We start from the raw sequence: 21193 nt of genomic DNA, 5'->3' as shown, positions 1-21193 counted from the left end.
GATCGCCACCGTCACTGCATCGGGCGGCTACCGCTTCAGAAGCGGTAGCGACCCTGCACGTAGAAGGTGCGCGGTGCGGCCACCATGCGGCCGGCGTTGCCATCGACGTTGCGGGTGTACCAGCGCGTGTCGGCCAGGTTGTTCACGCCCAGCGCGATCTCGCTGTCACCCAGGCCCGGCACCTGCCAGGCCACCTGCGCATTCCACAGGCGCACGCCCGGCACGCGGCCCACGCGCGCATCGGCGGTTTCTTCCCAGGTGTTGGCGGCATCGGAGAACTGGCCGCTCTGGTGGGTGCTGGAGACATTGAAGGTCCAGCCGGCCAGCGCGTAGCGGGCGCCGACGCTGTCGGTGTCGCGCGAGTAGAACGGCACGTCCAGGCCACGGTTGTCACCGGACTGCTGGACCGCCTTGGTCCAGGTGTAGTTGGCGTACAGCTCCAACCCGGCCAGCGCACTGTCCTCGGCGAAGTGGTACTCCACCGCGCTCTCCACGCCCTTGTGGTCGGTGGCGCCGATGTTCTGGAAGGTCGGCGGGGTGATGCCCGGCACCTGCAGGATCTGGTTGTCGAAGCGCATCTTGAACACGGTCACTTCCGCGCGCAGGGCGCCGTCCTGCCAGCGCGCGCCCAGCTCGGTGGTCCTGGCGATTTCCGGGTTCAGCGGGTTGCTGGCCGTCTGCGAATTGAGCTGGATGTTCTGCACCGGCCCGAACGAGGTGGTGTAGTTGCCGAACACGGTCAGCTGCGGAGTCAGCAGATAAGCGATGTTGAGCGAGGGCAGAGCCTTGTCGTTGCGGCTGCTGAAGGTCGCCGCGCCACCGGCCTGGCGGCGGTCCATGTCGATCCACTCCATGCGCACGCCCGGGGTGATCCGCCACTGGCCGATCGCGATGCGGTCGTCGATGTAGAACGCGTGGGCGTCGGTGGCGTTGTCGAAGCGGTTGGTGGCGCCGGCCACGCCGGTGCGGCGGGTGACGGTGTAGCTGCGGTCGTTGCCACGTTCGCGCAGGAAACGGTAGCCGGCGGTGATGTCGTGAACGCTTGCACCCCAATGCAGGCGCTGGGTGTAGCGCGGCTCGATGCCGAGCACGCGGTAGTCGCGCGGCTGCACGGTCAACTGGGTGTTGGCGGCGTTGATCAGCGAGCTGGCACGGGTACTCTCGTTGTAATAAGCCAGCACCTCGAACTCGCTGTTGGCCGACAGCGTGTTGGTGTAGCCCAGGTCGATGCCGGTGCGATGACCCTTCCAGAAATCGGTGGGGCGGGTGTTCTGGAACGGGTCGGCCTCGTACTGGGCGCGAGTCAGGCCGCCCGGGGTCAGCGAGCGCACATCGTAGTAGGACAGCTTGGCGCGCAGTTCCTGTTGTTCGTCGATGGCATAGGCGAACTTCAGCGCCAGGTCGTTGAAGCGGTCATCGCTGCCCTGGCGCCAGCCGCGGCCGTCCTGGCCGGAGTACAGCAGGGCCGCGCCCAGGCCATTGTCGCCGGTGCCGCCGAGGAAGGCGTTGTACTGGGTGCTGTCGCCGCCGCCGTGGTCGTAGGCGGTGTAGCGCACACCGGCTTCGCCATGCAGGCCGGTGCCGGTGGGAATGGCACGGGTACTGAAGTTGATGATGCCGCCCACGTTCTGCGGGCCGTAGCGTACCGCGCCGCCACCACGCACCACGTCGATCGATTCGATGTTCGACAGGCTGGTCGGCGCGAACGACAGCTGCGGCTGCCCATACGGCGCTACCGCCAGCGGCACGCCGTCCAGCAGTACCGTCGAACGCGGCGAGTAGCGGCCGGTCAGGCCACGAACGCCGATGTTCAGCGACACGGAACTGCCGGCGGTGCCGGAGTTTTCGGTGACCTGCACGCCGGGGATGCGGCGCATGGCATCGCCGATGCTGGCCGCGCCGCTGGCCTCGATGCGCTGGCGGTCGACCACCGTGCGTGCGCCGGCAAAGCGCTTGACGCTGTCATGCAGGCCGGTGCCGAGCCAGCTGCCCGAGACCTGGATGCTGTCCAGCGTAGTGGCGCTGTCCTGGGCAAAGGCGCGGGTGGCCGGAAGCAGGCACAGGGCGAGGGCGGCGGCCAGGGGCAGGCGGGCCGGTTGCAGGGCGTGGATGGCCATCGGTAGAGGTTGTGGAAGGTCGCAAATGAGAATTATTGCTGATTCCATTCGCTATTGGAATGCGCCCCCGGTTCATGCCCGTGCCCCGGTGATAGAGTGGGCGATTGTTTCCTGACTCGCTGAGATCCGCCATGTCCCAAGCCCCCTTCTACCCCGTCGGAACCCCTGGCCAACCGTGGGGAGCGGCGGAACGGGAGCTGTGGCGTGGCCGCCAGCAGCGCCTGCGTCGGTATGACAAGGAGGTGCTGCCGCGCATCGAGTCGCTCGCATCGCGCTTCGACAAGGTGGCCTATGGTCAGCTCGACTACGCCGGCGAGAGCTATACTCTGTTTGCCCTGCGCAGCCGCGACTGGAACCCGGCGCTGCCGGCCGCACTGGTCACCGGTGGCGTGCACGGCTACGAGACCAGCGGCGTGATGGGCGCGCTGGAATTCCTCGAAAAGCACGCCGCCGACTACGCCGGCAAGGCCAACCTGCTGGTGGCACCGTGCGTGAATCCGTGGGGCTTCGAGCGCATCAACCGCTGGAACTTCGATGCGATCGACCCGAACCGCAACTTCCGCGCCGACGGCCCGGCGCGTGAATCAACGGCGGTGATCGATCTGATCGCGCCGTACAAGGGCCAGTTCGTGCTGCACATCGACCTGCACGAGACCACCGACAGCGACGAGAGCGAGTTCCGCCCGGCGTTGGCCGCGCGTGACGGCAAGCCGTTCGAACCGGGCCTGATCCCCGATGGCTTCTACCTGGTGGATGACAGCGAGAACCCGCAGCCGGCCTTCCAGCAGGCGGTGATCGCCGCGGTGGAGAAGGTCACCTACATCGCCCCGGCCGACGACAAGGGCGAGATCATCGGCTCGCCGGTGGTGGCCCACGGCGTGATCGAGTATCCGCTGGTGAAGCTCGGACTGTGCGCGGGCATCACCGGTGCGAAGTTCACTACCACCACCGAGGTCTACCCGGACAGCCCCCGGGCGACCCCGCAGCAGTGCAACGACGCGCAGGTGGCCGCGGTGTGCGCGGCGCTGGATTACGCGCTCGCCCATCGTTGACCGGTAGTGCCGGCCGCTGGCCGGCAACTGAAAAAGGGGACGGAGGGGATCAAGTCGTTTGTGGCACAAACGACTTGATCCCCTCCGTCCCCTTTTTTGTGTCATCCCAACGCGTCGGCCCACCACAGTGCGGCCGGTCCCGGCGGCGCGTCGCGGCGCCACAGCAGGTCGCTGTGGATGCGTCGTGGCCAGCCGGGCAGCGTCAGTTCCACCAGCTGCCCGCGGTCGTAGCGCTGTACCAGCGCGCGTGGCAGCTCGGCCCAGCCGATGCCGTCCTCGGCCATCTCCATCACCATCAGGTAGTCGGTGGCGGTCCACGCCAGCCCGGTAACCGCCCGCGCATGGTCGACCTCCGCGCTCAATCGCACCTGCCGGTACCGTGCCAGCTGGGAAGCTGCGCGACGGCCGGCGTCGGCCAGCGCATGGTCGCGCGCCACATACACCGACAGCTCGCTGTGATGGGCCAATGGCCGTGCCACCAGACCATCCGGATAGCTTTCCTGGCGCGGCAGCAGGCCCAGCGCGGCGCGGCCGCTGCCGACCAGCTCCAGCACGTCATCGCCTTCGGCATCCAGCCATTCCAGTTCGATCTCCGGGAATGCTTCGGCAAAGCGCTGCAGCACGCGCTGCTCCGGATCGAGCTGGTACACGTCGGAAAACACCACGGTCAGCCGCGCTTCGACCGGCGCGGCCAGGCGCACACTCAACTGCTGCAGGCGGGCATCGGCGGCGAGGATTTCATGGGCATGGCCAAGCACCTGGCGCCCGGCCTCGGTCAACCGGGGGTAGCGCCCGCTGCGGTCGAACAGGCTCACCCCGAGGTCGGCCTCCAGATGGGCAATGGCGGTACTGACCGTTGACTGCGTCTTGCGCAGGCGGCGCGCCGCCGCCGAGAACGAGCCCAGCGCGGCGGCTTCCACGAAGGCCTGCAGGGATTCGGGGGAATAGGGCATTGAACCATCGCTCCTGTCGATGGAATCCATTTTTATACCACCGTAAAAGGCGATGATACTGGCCGCCGTCGCCCTTGTCTGCGGGGCGTTCCGGACCGTCCACGCATGCCGTGGACCCATTGAAGAGGCGGCGCGGTCCCCGCCCTGCAAGGAGCTTCACATGTCCCGTACTGTTCCCGCCCGTGGCGCGCTGGCCGCCTGGGCCTGCCTGACCGTGGCGATCATCGCCGAGGTGGTCGGCACCTCGTTCATGGCCCATGCCGCCCGCGATGGCGGCTGGACCGGCTACCTGATCATGGCCGGCGCGCTGGCGCTGTCCTACTTCTTCCTGGCGCAGTCGGTGCGCCGCATCGCCGTGGGCGTGGCCTACGCGGTGTGGGAAGGCCTCGGCCTGACCCTGCTGACCGTGGTCGGCCTCACCGTGTTCGGCGAGAGCCTGTCGCTGCAGCAGTTGGCCGGCCTGATGCTGGCCGTGGCCGGCATCGTCTGCGTCACCCTCGGGGAGGCGCACTGATGAATACCCTGGCCCTGTTTTTCGTGATCTGCTCGGCGTTGATCGACGTCGCCGCCAACATGATGGTGGCCAAGTCGGAAGGTTTCCGTCGTTGGCGCTGGGGCGTCGGTGCTATCGTCCTGGTCTGGATTGCCTTCGCCCTGCTGGGCCAGGCCGTACGCTACATGGATCTGGCCACGGCCTATGCGATGTGGGGGGCGATCGGCGTGATCGGCACCGCCAGCTGCGGCCGCCTGTTGTTCGGTAACCGCCTGCGGCCGATCGGCTGGATTGGCATCGCCCTGGTCACGGCGGCGGTACTGCTGCTCAGCACCGCCAAGTAGCAGCACGTCCGGTCGCGAGCGGGGCGGCGATGATGCAGCGATTTGCGAAGTCGCCCATGCTCATCGACACTGCGGTTTTCCACATGGAGTGCCCGCATGTTCAGCCACATCACCGTAGGAACGAACGACATGGATGCCGCACGTCGCTTCTACGACGCCCTGTTCGCCGCGATGGACGCGCGGGCGGGCGTATTGGACGAGAAGGGACGGCTGCTGTACTTCAAGGATGGGCGGATGTTCGGTGTAACCGCGCCGATCGATGGGCAGCCAGCGTGCCATGCCAACGGTGGCACCATCGGTTTCAGTCTGGGCAGTGCAGAGGCCGTGCGTGCCTGGCAGGAGGCTGGAGTGGCTCACGGTGGCACCGCCATCGAAGATCCGCCCGGCGTCCGCAACATGTCCGGTCGCCAGGTGTTCCTGGCCTATCTGCGTGACCCGGATGGCAACAAGCTGTGTGCGGTGCACGTAATGTCGTGATCGGACAGGATGTACGTGGCCGCGCCGCAGCCCGCGCGGGCAAGGTGGCACTCCGGCGCGCGCGTGATACCACGGAATGAGCGGACGGGCCTGCGACCGCAGGCCGCAACTTCATGCTCTGTCCACTGCGGTTCAGCCAGAATCGGTCGGCTAACCCTTTGATCTACCGGAGAACGCCGCCCCATGGAAGTACTGGAGCCGCAACAATCCCCGGTGCGCACCCTTCGGCCTGTGTTCGCCTTCGCGGCGATCATTGTCGTGGCGTTCGCGCTGTTCGTCAGCCTGTTCCCGCTCGGCGCGGGCCGCCTTCTGCTCAAGGCACAGGATTGGGCCGCCCTCAACGTCGGCTGGTACTACCTGCTGGCCATGACCCTGTACCTGGTGTTCGTGGTGGGCGTGGCGCTGTCCAAGTACGGTGGCATCAAGCTGGGTGCCGACCATGACGAGCCGGAGTTCAGTTACCTCTCGTGGGCCGGCATGCTGTTCGCCGCCGGCATCAGCATCACCCTGTTCTTCTTCTGCGTGTCCGAACCGCTGACCCACTACCTGCAGCCGCCGCAGGGCGATCCGGCCGCAGGCGAGGCTGGCGCGCGCCAGGCCATGCAGCTGCTGTTCCTGCACTGGGGCCTGCACGGCTGGGGCGTGTTCGCGCTGGCGGCGATGGCGATGGCCTACTTCGCCTATCGCCACAACCTGCCACTGGCCCTGCGCTCGGCGCTGTACCCGCTGATCGGCAAGCGCATCAACGGCCCGATCGGATACACCGTGGACGCGCTGGGCATCGTCGCCACCGTATTCGGCATCGGTGCCGACATGGGCTTCGGCGTGCTGCACCTCAATGCCGGTCTGTCGCACCTGTTCGACATTCCGCACTCCAACCTGGTGCAGATCATCCTGGTGGTCAGCATGATGGGCGCGGCGGTGGCCGTGGCCGTGTCCGGCGTCGAGAAGGGCGTGCGCTGGATGGCCAACATCAACATGCTGCTGGCGATCGCGCTGGTGCTGTTCATGCTGTTCGCCGGGCCGACGCAGTACCTGTTCAGCACGCTGATGCAGAACCTGGGCGACTACCTGGGCAGCGTGGTCGGCAAGAGTTTCGATGTGTACGCCTATGGCGGCCGACCGGAATGGCTGGGCGGCTGGACGGTGTTCTACTGGGCCTGGTGGATCGGCTGGGCACCGTTCGTCGGCCTTTTCATCGCGCGCATCTCACGTGGCCGCACCATCCGCGAATTCGTATTCGGGGTGCTGCTGATCCCGCTCGGCTTCACCCTGGCCTGGCTGTCGATCTTCGGCAACAGCGCGCTGGACCAGGTGCTCCACCACGGCCAGCAGCAACTGGCGCAGCTGGCGGTGGATGATCCACCGACGGTGCTGTACGCGCTGCTGGACGGCTACCCGTGGAGCCGCACGGTGATCGCGGTGACGGTGCTGGTGAGCTTCATCTTCTTCGTGACCTCCGCTGATTCAGGGGCGGTGGTGTTGTCCACGCTGTCGTCGCATGGTGGATCACCCGAAGACGATGGTCCGCGCTGGCTGCGCGTGTTCTGGGGCACGGTGATCGCGGTGCTGACCGCCGGGTTGTTGCTGGCCGGCAGCATCGATGCATTGAAATCGGCGGTGGTGCTGGCATCGCTGCCGTTCTCGGCGATCCTGTTGCTGATGATGTGGGGCCTGACCCGCGCGTTCAGTGACGAGTCGCACCGCAAGCGCGCGCTGCAATACCGGCCATCGCCCTTGATCGGAGACGATCGCCATCATCAGGGCTGGCGCCAGCGCCTGAGCCAGGCCATGCACTTCCCGGTACGCGACCAGGTCTACCGTTTCATGGATGACACGGTGAAGCCGGCGATGGAGGCGGTGGCCGAGCAGCTGCGCGGGCAGGGTTGGGATGTATCCACCCGCTTCGAGGCCGGCGATATGGAGCTGACGGTGAACCACGGCGAGCAGCAGGACTTCCTGTACCGGGTGATCCTCAGCGGCTACCTGACCCCGTCGTTCGCCGCCCAGCAGCTGCGCAATCAGCGCTACTACCGCGCTGAGGTACATCTGTTCGAAGGCAGCCAGGATTACGATCTGGTGGGCTACAGCCGCAAGCAGATCATCAACGACATCATCAGCCAGTACGAACGGCACCTGCAGTTCCTGCACCTGAGCCGTTGATGCGGTGGGTGCGGACCGCGGGACCGCACCGACCTGTAGAGCCGAGCCATGCTCGGCTGCGTGGTGCCGAAGAGCAGCCGAGCATGGCTCGGCTCTACAGTGGCAATCAGAACCGGTAGCGCGCACCCAGCGAGACGAACTGCCCGCGCAGGTTGTACTGGCTGATGTCGAAACCGTTGGAACCGCCAGCCGGGTCGAACGGCGGGTCCTTGTCGGTCAGGTTCAGCGCCGACAGCGACAGCGTGGTGTTGGGAATCCCTTCGTACGCCACATACAGGTCCAGCTGGTGATAGGGCTTGACGCGGTCACGCAGCCCCGGGTTGCTGGTCGCCGTCGCCACGCGCTGGTCGTAGCCGCTTACGTACTGCAGGCTCAGCGTGCTGCTCCAGTCGCCCACCGCCCAGTTCAATGAGGTGGTGCCGCGGGTGCGAGGCAGCGCGCCGTGGCGGTTGTTGCCGGCGCCGTCATACGGTGCTTGGCCGGCCACCAGCGGTTGCTTGAAGCTGAGCAGGTGGGTCCAGCTGCCGGCCACGGTGAAGGTGCCCCAGCCGTCGGTACGGAAGGTACGGCTGGCGTCCAGGTCCAGCCCCGAGGTGGTCAACTCGCCCTGGTTGGCGTACTGGTTGGTGATGAACTGGATGCGTCCCTGCGCATCACGTTGCACGCGGCCCGGGAACAGGGTCGGGTTGTCGACGATGAACTGCGCGCTGTCCGGCTTGACCAGGTTGTCCTGCTCGATGCGGTACCAGTCCAGGCCGATGCTGGTATCGCCATCCGGCGACCACACCGCACCCAGGTTGAAGTTGCGCGAACGTTCGGCCTTCAGGTCCGGGTTGCCGGTGCGGATGTTGGTGATGCCACGGCTGCCGCCGGGCTGCAGCGGATCCAGCGGATCGATCACCGAACCATAGCTGACGGTCTGGCCGGGTGCGATTTCCGGCAGCGACGGTGCACGGAAGCCGCGGGAGAACGAGCCGCGCAGCAGCAGGCTGTCCAGCGGTTGCCAGCGCAGCGCCACCTTCGGTGAGAACGCCTTGCCGAAGTCGTCGTAGTGGTCGCCGCGGCCCGCAACCTGCAGTTCCAGCGTGCGATGCAGCGGCACGCTCAGTTCGGCGTAGGCGGCGCTGACCTGGCGCTCGCCGTTCACCACGTTGATGGCCGGGCGCAGTTCGGTGCCCGACAGCACCTGTGCACTGGTGCGCGCGTCCAGTGATTCCTTGCGGAACTCTGCACCCCAGGCGAAGCCGATCGCACCGGCCGGTAGCTCCCACAGCGAGGTCGAGGCCTTCAGGTTCAACGAATGCAGCTTGTACCAGCCCGGACGCTTGGTCTGCAGGCGCAGTGCATCCAGTGCCCCCGGCGTGCTGGACGGGTTGAGGAAGTTGTAGCTGCCATCGCGCAGGATCTGTTCGAACGCGTAGCGGTTGACGAAATTGTCGACGTACTCGCGCTGCGCACTCTGCGAGGTCAGCGCCGCGACTTCCCAGTCCCAGCGTTCACCGCTGCCGCGCACGCCGGCCAGTGCACGGTAGAACACCTGGGTGTTGTCCTTCAGGCGCGGGCCGAGGTCGAAGAAGGTGTACTCGAATGGCAGGGGCGTGCTGCCCGGATTGTTCGGGTGGCCGACCGGCAGCACCGCCGGCACGTCGATCAGGGTGCCGGTGGCCGGGTTATACGCGCGCAGGCCCGGGCCGACGGTCAGCGGCGCGCTGAAGATCTGGTCGGCCTTGTTGTGGCTGTACAGCACGTCGGCGAACGCTTCGACGCTGTCATTGAAGCGGTAGGTTGCACTCAACGAGGCCTGCAGGCGCTCGGCGCCGGGCTGCAGGGTCTTGAACGGCTGCGCATTGAAGGCGCAGGCCTGGCCGGGCAGGGTACTGCCGAAGTCGCTGTACGGGCGCAGCTGGCTGCCATCCGGGCAGTTCGCGAACGGCTGCGGTGCACGCGGGTTGCTCAGCCAGTTGCCACCGGCGGTGGGCCAGCCGGCCAGGCGTCCGCCGGGCTTGTCGCGGAAATCGCCGCTGCGGGTATAGGCGCGCTGGTCGGCGTCGAGGCGATCACGCTTGAGCAGGTCCAAGCCGAACAGCACGTTCCAGCCCTGCTGCTCCAGGTCGCCGAAGCCGGCCAACAGGTTGGCCTTGCGTTCGTTCAAGCCGCCCTCGGTGGCGGTACCGAAGCCGCCACCCACTTCCACGCCCTGGAAGTTCTTGCGCAGGATGATGTTGATGACGCCGGCGATGGCATCGGAACCGTACACCGCCGAGGCGCCGTCCTTGAGCACTTCGATGCGCTCGACGGCGCTGATCGGCAACGCGTTGAGGTCGACGAACGTGTCCTGGGTATTGAGCGCGAAGCCGAAGTTGGACACGCGGTAGCCGTTGACCAGCACCAGCGTGTTCTTCGGTGACAGGCCACGCAGGCCGATCGAGGCAGAGCCGGCGGCGAAGCTGCCGGTGTACTGCTCATCGAAACTGTTGCCGGCATTGGCCGACAGGTTGCGCAGCACGTCGGTAAGGGTGGAGCGGCCGGTCTGCTCGATCTGTTCGCGGCTGACGATCTGCACCGGGTTCGGCCCGGCGGTATCACTGCGCTTGATGTTGGAGCCGGTCACCAGCACGGTGCCGAGAGTGGTGCTGTCCTTGCCGGTATCGGCCGATTCAGCGGCGCCGGCAGCGCCGGCGGTGAGGCTCAGCGCAATGGCGCCGGCTAGCAGGTTCAGGGTGGTGCGGTACATGGAAGCGACAACGCCAAACGGGGGAGGAGCCGTCAGTACCGCACGCAGGTACATGCGCCTTCCAATGACGAAAGCGCATTCAGTTATACAGCACAGGTTCTTAATGAACGGAGCGAGGAGTGCGGAGCATTGGTCCGCACGCTCCTGTAGAGCCGAGCCTACGTTCGGCTGCGCACACTGACCGGAAAGCAGCCGAGCATGGCTCGGCTCTACAGAAGGCAATGCCAGCCCATCACGGCCGCAGCAGCACCTTGCCGTTGCGGCCCGAGCCTCCTGCGACCTTCGCTGCCTGGGCGATGTCGTCCAGCGCGAAGATCTGCTCCACCGGCAGCGTCAGCTCGCCGCCAGCAGCACGCTTCAGCAGCTCGCCCACCAGCCGGCGCTTGTCCTCCACCGCCATCGCCTGGCTGACCTTGCTGCCCCAGAAGCCCTTCACCGTCGCTTCCTTGTAGATCAGGCCGCCGGCCGGGACGCGCATCGGTTCGCCGCTCATCACCCCGAACGACACCAGCGTGCCGTTGTGGCCGAGCAGGTCGACCAGGTCACCGCTGGCGTCGCCGCCGATGGAATCCACGGCGGCCGCCGCCTGTGCTTCGCCGGTCGCTTCACGAACGCGATCCTTCCACCCGTCCAACGAGGTGTCGAACACATGATCGATGCCCAGCGCCTGCAACTGCGCCACGGCAGCGGCGTTGCGCACCAGGTTGGCCACATGCACGCCACGCGCCTTTGCCAGCATCGCCAGCGACTTGCCGACCGCGCCGTTGGCGGTGTTCTGCACGATCCACTGGCCTGCTTCGACGTGCAGGAACTCCAGCAGCATCAGCGCGCTCAGCGGCATGGCGATCAGCTGTGCGGCCATCTCGTCCGGGATCGCCTCCGGCATCGGAATCACCATGCGTGCCGGTGCAATGAACGCTTCGGCCCAGGTACCGTGCACCGAGGCGGCGGCAACCCGCTGGCCGATCTGCAGGCCGTCCACGCCATCGCCGAGTGCATCGACCACGCCCAGTGCTTCACTGCCACCGATCGCAGGCAGTGTCGGCTTGTACCCGTAGAGGCCACGCACGGTCAGCAGGTCGTGGTTGTGGATCGAGGCCAGCACGGTGCGGATGCGCACCTCGCCGGGACCGGGCTCGGGCAGGGCGGCATCGGCAATGGCGAGGACGTCGGCCGGGTTGCCGAAGGAGGAGTACTGGGCAGCGCGCATGGGCGGTGTTCCGGGGAAAGTGGATGTTGTACCGAACTGGGGACGCAGGGCATGTCGACAAGGCGTCGCTGCTGCAACACGGCATCCTGCGACTGATCGTCGCGGCATGTCGTGATTACCGCATCTTGTGTTGACGGTTCGAGTCATCCCCACTATGTTGTGGCCGTCACTCCCGGTCAGCCGCCGCCGCCGGACATGCAGCAAACGTCCCACGGCCCGCCCCTGAAGGCTTGCCGTGTCGACGCGGCCGCCACCGTGCGGACGCAGGTCGCCCCCACGGCCCGGATACCGGCCGCAGGCGCAGGCAGATGCCGACGACCTCCGTTCCCGCACCCTGGCAATCCACCCGTTTGCCCCGTGCGCCGGTATCGCGTCCAGGGCCGCCATGGCATCGACCGCCAAAGCGCGTGCGAGCCTGGAGTTTCACCACCATGACCGACAGTACCTTCCGCGCGGCCGATCTGGCCGGCGCCGGCGACGCTTTGCGCGCTGGTGGCGAGCGCGTGCCGACCTGGATCACCAAGGAGGCCGGCAACCGCCGCCTGCCGTTCGACGCTGAGCGGCTGCAGCGCAGCATCGATGCCGTGCATGCCGAGTTCCCGCAGCTGGATGTGAGCGACTACCGCCGCGTGGTGCAGGCAATGGTCGAGCGCAAGCCCAGCATCAGCGCCGATGACCTGGTCGATCTGCTGATCCGCGAGGCGGAATCGCGGGTGGACCTGGTCGCGCCCGAGTGGGAACAGTTCGCCGCGCGCATCTACCTGCGTCGCCTGTACAAGCGTGCCAGCCGCAACCGCTTCTACGATGTCAGCCTGAAGTACGGCTCCTACGTGGGCCTGCAGGAAAGCCTCGCCGATCGTGGCATCTACAGCAACGACATCCTGCGCTGCTATTCCAAGGAAGAGCTGCAGCAGGCCGGTGAGATGATCGATCCGGAACGCGACCGCCTGTTCGCCTACAACGGCCTGTACCTGCTGGCCACGCGCTATCTGGCCAGCGACCGCAGCCGCGAGGTCTATGAGCTGCCGCAGGAGCGCTGGCTGACCATTGCGCTGTACCTGATGCAGGAGGAAAAGCCGCGCGAACGCCGCATGCAGCTGGTCGGCGAGGCGTACTGGGCGCTGTCCAACCTGTACATGACGGTGGCTACGCCGACCCTGGCCAACGCCGGCAAGGTGGGCGGCCAGCTGTCCAGCTGCTTCATCGACACGGTGGACGACAGCCTGCAGGGCATCTATGACTCCAACACCGATATCGCGCGCGTGTCCAAGCACGGCGGCGGTGTTGGCGCCTACCTGGGCTACGTGCGCAGCAGCGGCGCGCCGATCCGCGGTGTGGCCAATTCCTCCGGTGGCGTGGTGCCGTGGATCAAGCAGCTCAACAACACGGCGGTGTCGGTTGATCAGCTTGGCCAGCGCAAGGGCGCGGTGGCGGTATACCTGGACATCTGGCACCGCGACATCGAAGCCTTCATGGACCTGCGCCTCAACAACGGTGACCAGCGCCTGCGCGCGCACGATGTGTTCACCTCGGTGTGCGTACCCGACCTGTTCATGGAAGCGGTCGAACGCCGCGCCGACTGGTACCTGTTCGACCCGCACGAGGTGAAGCAGGCCAAGGGCTGGTACCTGCAGGACTTCTACGATGAGAAGCGCGGTTCGGGCAGCTTCCGCGACCGCTATGCCGAGCTGGTGGCCGATGAGCGCATCAGCCGCCGCACGGTGAAGGCCATCGATCTGTTCAAGCGGATCATGCTCAGCCAGCTGGAAACCGGCAACCCGTTCCTGTTCTACCGCGACGAGGTCAATCGCAGGAACCCGAACAAGCACGCGGGCATGATCTATTCCAGCAACCTGTGCACCGAGATCCTGCAGAACATGAGCCCGACGCGGATGATCCAGGAGATCGTCAGCGGCGACCAGATCGTCACCACGCGCCGTGCCGGTGACTTCGTGGTCTGCAACCTGTCCTCGATCAACCTCGGCCGGGCGATCAGTGCACCTGATGACCTGCTGGCCACCGATGTGCTGGAGCGCCTGATCCCGATCCAGGTGCGCATGCTCGACAACGTGATCGACCTCAACGCGTTGCCGGTGCCGCAGGCCACGATCACCAACCACAAGTACCGTGCCATCGGCCTGGGCACGTTCGGTTGGCACCACCTGCTGGCGCAGCAGGCGATCCAGTGGGAATCTCCGGATGCCGAAGCATTGGCCGACCGTCTCTACGAACGCATCAACTTCCTGACCATCCAGGCCAGCGCGCAACTGGCGCGGGAGAAGGGCAGCTACCCCATGTTCGCCGGCAGCGATTGGCACAACGGACGCTACTTCCGTGACCGCGGCTACAGCGGCGCGGCCTGGGACAGCCTGGCCCGCGAAGTCGCCAGGCATGGCCTGCGCAACGGTTGGCTGCTTGCAGTTGCGCCGAACATGAGCACCGCGCAGATTGCAGGCTCCACGGCCTCCATCGACCCGATCTACAGCGCGTTCTACTACGAGGAAAAGAAGGACTTCCGGCGGCCGGTGGCGGCGCCGGGTCTGTCGCTGGAGACCTGGCCGTACTACGAGAAGGGTGCCTACAAGGTCGACCAGTTCGCCAGCGTGCGCCAGAACGCGCGCCGCCAGCGCCATGTCGACCAGTCGATCAGCTTCAACCTGTACGTGCCCAGCACCATCCGCGCCAGCACGCTGCTGGAGTTGCACCTGAGCGCCTGGCGCGAAGGCCTGAAGACCACCTACTACGTGCGCTCCAACGACATCGACATCAGCGAATGCGAGTGGTGTTCAAGCTGACCACCGGCGGCCCACGGTAGTGCCGGCCGCTGGCCGGCAACACGAAGGAAAGAGAACGAAGGCATAAACCATGGCAACCCCCCTCGATCGCATCAAGATACTCGAACCACGCCATCCCAACCGCAGCACCGGCATCATCAACGGCCAGACCAGCGGCATCCTCAACTGGAACGATATCCCGTACCCGTCGTTCTATCGGGCCTACAAGGAGCTGTCGACCAACTTCTGGATTCCCGACGAAGTGGACATGAAGCTGGATGCGCGCCAGTACGGCGAGCTGTCAGGGCGCGAAAAGAACGCCTACGACTCGATCATCGGCCTGCTGGCCACGCTCGATTCGCCGCAGACGCGCTTCATCTACAACGTGGCCGAGTACATCACCGATCCGGCCGCGCACGCCAACGCGGCGATCATCGGCCAGCAGGAAGTGATCCACAACGAGAGCTACAGCTACGTGCTGGCCTCGATCACCGACCTGCCGAACCAGAACCGGATCTTCGAGATCGCCCGCACCCACCCGACCATCATCAAGCGCAATGCCCCGATCATGGGCGCGTATGACGATTTCATGCGCGAGAAGACCGCCGAGACCCTGCTCAAGTCGTTGATCCAGTCCTCGATCCTGGAGGGCATCAACTTCTATTCCGGGTTTGCGTACTTCTACAACATGGTGCGGCAGAACCGCATGAACGGCACCGGCAAGATCATCAGCTTCATCAATCGCGACGAGCTGGCGCATACCAAGTTCATCAGCGAGCTGATCCGCGCCATCATCGGCGAAAACCCCGAGCTGCAGACCAATGAGTTGACCGCCTATGTGCACCAGTCATTCGAACATGCCATCGAGCTTGAGACGCAGTGGTCGTCGGAGGTTCTGGATGGCATCGATGGCATCGACGTGGACGAGATGGTGCGCTACGTGAAGTACCGCGCCAACAAGATGGCCGGCATGCTCGGGATCGAGCGCCTGTACAGCGACACCACTGACAACGTGATGCCGTGGATCAAGGCCTACGCCGACAACTTCACCGAAACCAAGACCGACTTCTTCGAGATGCGCAATGCAAGTTACAAGAAGACCAATGTCGACAACGGCTTCGACGATCTCTGAGCCCGGCGCCGCGCTGAGCATCCTGATGGTGGTCGCCTCCTTGAGCGGCAACACCCGCGAACTCGGCCGGCAGATCGCCGAGCGCTGCCGCGCGGCAGGTCATGCGGTGCACTGGCAGGAGGCCGACGACCTGCGCCAGGCACCGCCGCTGGCGGCCGATGAGGCCGACTTGGTGCTGCTGGGCTGCTGGACCGACAACGCCGGGCGCACGCCAGCGGAGATGAAGGCGTGGGTGGCCGGCATTGCCGAGCGCGGTCAGCAGCCACGCCAGCTGGCGGTGTTCGGTACCGGCGAAACGCAGTGGGGGCAGGCGTACTACTGCGGCGCCGTGCACCGGCTGATCCGCTATTTCCGCAGCGACTATCCGCCGCTCGAGATCGAGCAGATGCCGCATGGCGAGCGTCACGCCGCAGCCATCGACGCCTGGACCGATGCGATCCTGGCCCACTACTGGAGCAACCACGATGCAGATCATCGACGCCACCACGCCTGAGCAGTTCCAGCAGCTGCTGGCCGAGCACCCGCGGGTGCTGGTGGATTTCCACAAGGACCACTGCCCGGGATGCCGGATGCTGGAGATGTCGCTGCACCGGGTGGCCAACAGCGTCGCGGGGCAGGGCACCACGTTGCTGCGCGTGCAGCTGGAGGTGCTGGGTGAGGCGTTCTTCAGGGAGCTGGGGCTGCGGCAGACGCCGACCCTCTCGCTGTTCCGTGACGGTGATGAGCGCACGCGCCTGGCCGGGTTCCAGTCGCCGCAGCAGATCGAAGCCGCGATCGCGTTGCATTTGTAGAGCCGAGCCCATGCTCGGCTGCCGTTCGCGCGGTGAGCGATGAGTCGAGCATGGCTCGACTCTACAAGGGCATCCACGCATGGCGTGGATCTACCGGGGCAGGGTCCGTGGTTTGGCGTCAGGCTCCGCTGAAGGTATCCACCAGCAGCTTCCCATTCAGCACCACAATCACCAGCGCGATCACCCAGGCGATCGCGCCCAGCCAGCGCGGCGCCACCAGCGCCCCCATCGTCACCTTGTCGGTCACGATCCGCACCAGCGGAATGATCGCGAACGGCAGCTGCATCGACAGCACCACCTGGCTCAGCACCAGCAGCTTCACTGCGCCCTGATCGCCGAACAGCAGGATCACCACCACCACCGGAATGATCGCCAGCGCACGTGTGATCAGCCGTCGCAGCCATGGCGGCATTCGCAGGTGCAGGAAGCCTTCCATCACGATCTGGCCGGCCAGCGTCGCGGTGACTGTCGAATTCAGGCCTGACGCCAGCAGCGCCACCGCGAACAAGGTCGCCGCCGCACCCACGCCCAGCATCGGCGCCAGCAGCTGGTGGGCCTGCTCGATGTCTTCCACGTCGAATCGGCCATTGGCATGGAACACCGCCGCCGCCAGGATCAGGATGCTGGCGTTGATGAACAATGCGAGTGTCAACGCGAGGGTGCTGTCGGTGACCGCCCAGCGCAGCGCGCTGCGGCGGCCTTCATCCGTGCGCGGGTAGGCGCGGGTCTGCACGATGGACGAATGCAGGTACAGGTTATGCGGCATCACCGTGGCACCGATGATGCCGATCGCAATGTACAGCGCGTTCGGATCGGTCACCACCTGTGCGCGCGGAATGAATCCGCCCAGCACCGCCATCACTGGCGGGGCAGCCATCGCGATCTGCACCACGAAGCAGGCGAAGATCACCATCAGCAGCGCGATCACGAAGGCTTCGAGCGCACGGAAGCCGCGGTTCATCAGCAGCAGAACCAGCAGCGTATCCAGCGCAGTGATCACCGCACCCCAGAGCAGTGGCAGGTCGAACAGCAGTTTCAGTGCGATCGCGGTGCCGATCACCTCGGCCAGGTCGCAGGCGATGATCGCCGCCTCGCACAGCGCCCAAAGTGCCAGGTTCACCGGCTTCGGGTAGCGGGCGCGGCAGGCCTGCGCGAGGTCCATGCCGGTGGCGATGCCGAGCCGTGCCGACAGCGCCTGCAGGATCACCGCCATCAGGTTGGAAATGAGGATGACCGACAGCAGCAGGTAGCCGAAGCGCGAACCACCGGCCAGGTCGGTGGCCCAGTTGCCCGGGTCCATGTAGCCAACCGAGATCATGTAGCCCGGGCCGAGGAAGGCCAGCAGGCGGAACCACCAGTGACCCTTGTCGGGTACCGCCACCGAGGCGTTGAGCGCGCCCAGGCTGGCCGGAGTGGAGGCCGAAGGGTCGCGGGGCGCCAGGGTGTTCATGGCCCGAAGATAGCTCCTGCTATAGTCATTAGCAATGTGAAACAATCGTCTTTATCGCTTTACTGGTCCAGAATTCAGGTTCAACACCGGATCACCCCGGAAGGACAGGCGCAGGCGTGGGCAAGACCGACGATTCGACATCGCTGAAGAGCACCCCCTTGATCGAGGCCGAGCGCCAGGTCGAGAGCTTCCGGCAAGTGCGCGAGGCGCACCGGATGGAGCTGGTGGAGGACTATGTCGAGCTGATCTCGGACCTGCTGGCCGACGGCGGCGAGGCCCGCCAGGTCGACATCGCGACGCGTCTGGGCGTGGCCCAGCCTACGGTGGCGAAGATGCTGCGGCGCCTGGCCCGTGATGGTTGGGTGGTGCAGCGGCCGTACCGTGGCGTGTTCCTGACCCCGGAAGGTGAGGCGCTGGCCCATGCCAGCCGCCAACGCCACCAGACCGTGGAGCGTTTCCTGCTGGCGCTGGGGGTGGACGCAGATACCGCGCGGCGCGATGCGGAGGGCATCGAGCACCATGTCAGCGAACAGACACTGGCTCTGTTCGAGGCATTCGTGCGCAGGGCCGAGGGCGGCTGAGCCACGTTTCCTGTAGAGCCGAGCCATGCTCGGCTGCTGTTCGCGCGATGACAGGGAGCATCCACGCATGGCGTGGATCTACAATCCAGGCGGGCAGCGCGCCTGCTGCTGCGCGCACGCGCGTCTCGTCCATTCCTTCAACACCGGCTGCAGGCCTTCATAGCGCCGGCCCTGCCATCCGTTGGCCAGCACCTTCCCATCCGCATCGATCAGCACAGGTTCGGTGGTGCCAATCCGGCCAATGCCTGCAGTGCCGGCATGCGCGCGGCGCGGCGCGGGTCCAGCACCGGCCACGGCATGTCCTGCGCGTGCATGTAGCGGCGAAGCGCGCTCTCGCTCTCATCCTGGCTGACGTACACCACTTCGGTATCGGCGCCGGCTTGGCGCAGGGCATCACGCACGCTGCGCAGCGTGGGTACGAAGGCATGGCACGGTGCACACCAGTCGGCGCCGAAGTACAGCGCCACCAGTTTCGGCGGCGACGACCACTGCATCGGCCGTAGCGATCGCTGCTCCGGCCGCATCAGCGAGGCCGAAACCTGCGCGTGCAGGTCCGCAGCCATCGCCGGTGCGGCCAGCAGCACGGCACAGGCCAGCACCAACGCTCGCAGAGCTTCAGAACGCATAGCGCAGGTTGACGTACCACGAACGTGCAAAGCGCGGCCCGTAGACATAGTCGCTGTCACGCAGCGCGCCCACTTCCAGATCTTTCTGGCGCTGATCGAACACGTTCTTGACGCCCGCGGCCACCGACACTTCCTGCTGCGCCTGCGTGCCCAGATGGCGGTGCCAGCGCGCTCCGAGGTCGGTGACCAGGAATGACCGCGTGCGGTGCAGCTCGCCCAGCCGGTTGTTCAGCACCGACATCGGCCCGGTATGGCGCAGCGCGACGAAGGTTTCCCACGGTTCGGCAGGCATCCAGCTGAGCTGCGCCAGGCCGGTCCAGCGTGGTGTCTTCAGGTAGTCGCGGCTTTCGATGATGGTATCGCCACCGTCGCCAGTGTCGTCGAAGATGCGCTGCGGTTCGCGGAAGCGCGAGCGGTACCACGAGGCACCGGCGGTCAGGCGCCATTGCGGCGACGGCTGCCAGCCGAGGTTGGTTTCCGCACCCAGCACGTTCGAGCCGGAGGCATTGTAGCGCAGCTGGCTCAGCTGGCCGTCATCGCCGCGCTGGATCTCGCCCAGCGCGAAGGTGTCGCGGATGCGTGCATGGGAGGCGGTGGCATCCCAGCTCCACACCGGATTGGCCGGGTCCGAACGCCAGTCGAAGCCGAACAGGGTGGTCAACGCGCGTTCCTCTTTCAGGCCATCGGTGTTGCGCACGCGCACCTGCTCGCCACCGAGGGTATCGACATGTACGTCCTCGACGAAAATCTCCGGTGCACGGAAACCGGTGGCGACGCCCGCCCGCCATTTCAGGTTCGGAGTGGCCTGCCAGGCCAGCGCGATGCGCGGCGAGAACACCGCGCTGTCCAGCTCCGAGCTCTTGTCCACGCGTGCGCCCAGTACCAGGTCGACGTTGTCGCGCAGGCTCCACTCGTCCTGGATGAAGGCGCCCAGGTTGTGGAAGGTCGCATCCTCCAGCACCGCGAGACGCTGCCCGTCACCGGTGCGGTTGTCGTCGCGCAGCGCCTCGTGCTTGTACTGCACACCGAAGGCCAGCGCATGCGCGCCGCGGCGCCAGTTCAACTGGCTGTCGATGTAGTGCAGCGGGTTGTGGGTGCGGCCGTACTGGCGCCACGAACGCGAGGCCGCGCTGCCGGCCACGTTGCGGTCCAGCTGCAACGGGTCATAGCCGGGCGCCGAGGGATCGGTGACCACGTCGCCCAGGCCACCATAGAAGCTGTCGCGGTCGATGTCGGCGAAGGCATAGGCCAGGCGGAAATCGACGTCGGCAGTGATCTCCTGGTCCCACGACACGCTGCCGCGGCGGTATTTCGTATCCAGCGATTCGGCGATGTTGGCCAGGTACTCTGGCTGGTCCAGGCGGTTGCCGCCGCGGCGGGTTTCATCGGTCACCTGCAGGTCCAGGCGCAGCCGCGTGCCCGGCGTGGGCGCGTACCAGGCCTGCAGCCCGCCGACCTTGAGGTTCTTGCGGGTGATCTCGGTGTAGCCGTCACCGTTGTAGTCGATGCCGCTGTTCCAGTTGCGCTGGGCAATCACCGACAGGCCGGCGTCTGCGTCCTTGGCGACCAGGTCCAGTCGAACGTCGGCGTTCTTCTGCGGCGTACCCTTCAGCACATCCACGCCGGCCTGCACGTGGCCACCGCTGCGCGCCGGCAGCGGCGGAATCAGGTTGATCACACCGGCAACTGCGCCCGGTCCGTACAGCGCCGAGCCGCCGCCCTTGACCACTTCGATGCGGTCGACGAACCCGGCCGGGATCTGCTCCAGACCGTACACGCTGCCCAGCGTGGACAGCAGCGGAATGCCATCGAACAGGAGCTGGTTGTAGGCGCCGGGCAGGCCCAGCAGCTGTACTTCGCTGGTGTTGCAGTTCTGGCAGTTGCTCTCCACGCGCAGGCCGTTGATCAACTCGGCGGCGCGCGAGAAGTCGGTGGCCGCGCGCAGCGCAATGTCTTCCTTGCGCAGCACTTCGGTGCGGATCGGCACGTCCGACAACAGGCGTTCGCTGCGCGTGGCGGTGCTGACCTTGACCTGCACACGGTCCAGTTCGGTCGGTTTCGGAGTGTCGGCCAGTGCAGGCAGCGGCAGGGTCAGTGCAATGGCGGCGGCCAGCGGCAACCGTCGGAAGCGGTGGGGGATAGAGCGCATGAGGGCGTCGTCCTTGTGGGAAGAAAGGCGGCGAGGGCGACCTGGCTGACGCATATGAAAGCAATGACTTATGAATATAGCAAGTGCTATATAACGAAGCCGCAGCAATTTCGGGTGGAGCGCCGGTCGAGTCAGATCATGCAGGTG

16 protein-coding genes and 1 pseudogene are annotated in these 21193 nt (G+C 66.1%); 10 read left to right on the top strand and 7 right to left on the bottom strand.

Features of this window, described 5'->3' with window-relative positions:
- Positions 1 to 35 precede the first annotated feature (35 nt).
- Positions 36 to 2117, bottom strand: a complete 2082-nt coding sequence (locus ACUDTM_RS04390; protein WP_088497875.1) for a TonB-dependent receptor family protein — start codon at positions 2115 to 2117, stop codon at positions 36 to 38.
- A 131-nt stretch (positions 2118 to 2248) separates the two neighbouring features.
- Here ACUDTM_RS04390 and ACUDTM_RS04385 point away from each other — a divergent pair, with 131 nt between their 5' ends.
- Entirely contained in the window at positions 2249 to 3169 is a 921-nt protein-coding gene (locus ACUDTM_RS04385) for a M14 family metallopeptidase (RefSeq protein ID WP_445391186.1), read from the top strand.
- Positions 3170 to 3270: 101 nt separating this feature from the next.
- Here ACUDTM_RS04385 and ACUDTM_RS04380 read toward each other — a convergent pair whose 3' ends face one another.
- The gene (locus ACUDTM_RS04380; protein ID WP_111200625.1) at positions 3271 to 4122 is read right to left on the bottom strand and encodes a LysR family transcriptional regulator; all 852 of its coding nucleotides are present in this window, start codon (positions 4120 to 4122) and stop codon (positions 3271 to 3273) included.
- A 160-nt stretch (positions 4123 to 4282) separates the two neighbouring features.
- Here ACUDTM_RS04380 and ACUDTM_RS04375 point away from each other — a divergent pair, with 160 nt between their 5' ends.
- From ACUDTM_RS04375 to betT, 4 genes are all read left to right on the top strand, one after another.
- On the top strand, positions 4283 to 4636 hold the full coding sequence (locus tag ACUDTM_RS04375) for an SMR family transporter (protein ID WP_072167514.1): 354 nt from the start codon (positions 4283 to 4285) through the stop codon (positions 4634 to 4636).
- On the top strand, positions 4636 to 4959 hold the full coding sequence (locus ACUDTM_RS04370; RefSeq protein ID WP_072167515.1) for a DMT family transporter: 324 nt from the start codon (positions 4636 to 4638) through the stop codon (positions 4957 to 4959). The genes ACUDTM_RS04375 and ACUDTM_RS04370 overlap by 1 nt, the downstream gene beginning before the upstream one ends.
- 96 nt (positions 4960 to 5055) lie before the next feature.
- On the top strand, positions 5056 to 5436 hold the full coding sequence (locus ACUDTM_RS04365; protein WP_072167516.1) for a VOC family protein: 381 nt from the start codon (positions 5056 to 5058) through the stop codon (positions 5434 to 5436).
- A gap of 183 nt (positions 5437 to 5619) precedes the next feature.
- Complete coding sequence (gene betT / locus ACUDTM_RS04360) at positions 5620 to 7599, top strand: choline BCCT transporter BetT (RefSeq protein WP_072167517.1); 1980 nt, start codon at positions 5620 to 5622, stop codon at positions 7597 to 7599.
- A gap of 106 nt (positions 7600 to 7705) precedes the next feature.
- Here betT and ACUDTM_RS04355 read toward each other — a convergent pair whose 3' ends face one another.
- Both ACUDTM_RS04355 and ACUDTM_RS04350 read right to left on the bottom strand, forming a co-directional pair.
- Positions 7706 to 10333: a TonB-dependent receptor gene (locus ACUDTM_RS04355; protein WP_072167518.1), complete on the bottom strand. Its 2628-nt coding sequence runs from the start codon at positions 10331 to 10333 to the stop codon at positions 7706 to 7708.
- 232 nt (positions 10334 to 10565) lie between these two features.
- Positions 10566 to 11543, bottom strand: coding sequence for a zinc-binding dehydrogenase (locus tag ACUDTM_RS04350; protein WP_072167519.1), 978 nt, complete (start codon positions 11541 to 11543; stop codon positions 10566 to 10568).
- Between the two features lie 431 nt (positions 11544 to 11974).
- Here ACUDTM_RS04350 and ACUDTM_RS04345 point away from each other — a divergent pair, with 431 nt between their 5' ends.
- The 4 genes from ACUDTM_RS04345 to ACUDTM_RS04330 all read left to right on the top strand — a co-directional run bounded on the left by ACUDTM_RS04345 (position 11975) and on the right by ACUDTM_RS04330 (position 16240).
- Positions 11975 to 14338, top strand: a complete 2364-nt coding sequence (locus ACUDTM_RS04345; protein WP_227837702.1) for a ribonucleoside-diphosphate reductase subunit alpha — start codon at positions 11975 to 11977, stop codon at positions 14336 to 14338.
- 70 nt (positions 14339 to 14408) lie between these two features.
- A complete protein-coding gene (locus ACUDTM_RS04340; RefSeq protein ID WP_061479853.1) occupies positions 14409 to 15449 on the top strand; it encodes a ribonucleotide-diphosphate reductase subunit beta in 1041 nt (346 codons plus the stop codon).
- 25 nt (positions 15450 to 15474) lie between these two features.
- A complete protein-coding gene (locus tag ACUDTM_RS04335; RefSeq protein WP_080376919.1) occupies positions 15475 to 15942 on the top strand; it encodes a flavodoxin in 468 nt (155 codons plus the stop codon).
- Complete coding sequence (locus ACUDTM_RS04330) at positions 15914 to 16240, top strand: thioredoxin family protein (protein WP_058982346.1); 327 nt, start codon at positions 15914 to 15916, stop codon at positions 16238 to 16240. Before ACUDTM_RS04335 ends, ACUDTM_RS04330 begins: the two co-directional genes overlap by 29 nt.
- A 118-nt stretch (positions 16241 to 16358) precedes the next feature.
- On the opposite strand, the gene ACUDTM_RS04325 is transcribed toward ACUDTM_RS04330, so the two are convergent.
- A complete protein-coding gene (locus ACUDTM_RS04325; protein WP_353762333.1) occupies positions 16359 to 17690 on the bottom strand; it encodes an Nramp family divalent metal transporter in 1332 nt (443 codons plus the stop codon).
- Between the two features lie 116 nt (positions 17691 to 17806).
- Here ACUDTM_RS04325 and mntR point away from each other — a divergent pair, with 116 nt between their 5' ends.
- Positions 17807 to 18271, top strand: coding sequence for a manganese-binding transcriptional regulator MntR (gene mntR / locus ACUDTM_RS04320; RefSeq protein WP_005416934.1), 465 nt, complete (start codon positions 17807 to 17809; stop codon positions 18269 to 18271).
- Positions 18272 to 18349: 78 nt separating this feature from the next.
- Here mntR and ACUDTM_RS04315 read toward each other — a convergent pair.
- A pseudogene (locus ACUDTM_RS04315) lies at positions 18350 to 18897 on the bottom strand (thioredoxin-like domain-containing protein).
- Positions 18887 to 21046 carry a TonB-dependent receptor plug domain-containing protein gene (locus ACUDTM_RS04310; protein WP_072167523.1) on the bottom strand — a complete coding sequence of 720 codons (2160 nt, stop codon included), beginning with the start codon at positions 21044 to 21046 and terminating at the stop codon, positions 18887 to 18889. The pseudogene ACUDTM_RS04315 and the gene ACUDTM_RS04310 overlap by 11 nt, the downstream one beginning before the upstream one ends.
- Between the last annotated feature and the right edge of the window lie 147 nt (positions 21047 to 21193).

It is taken from the genome of Stenotrophomonas maltophilia group sp. vghtpe118, assembly GCF_052605195.1.
This window is presented reverse-complemented; position numbering and strand designations above follow the sequence as displayed.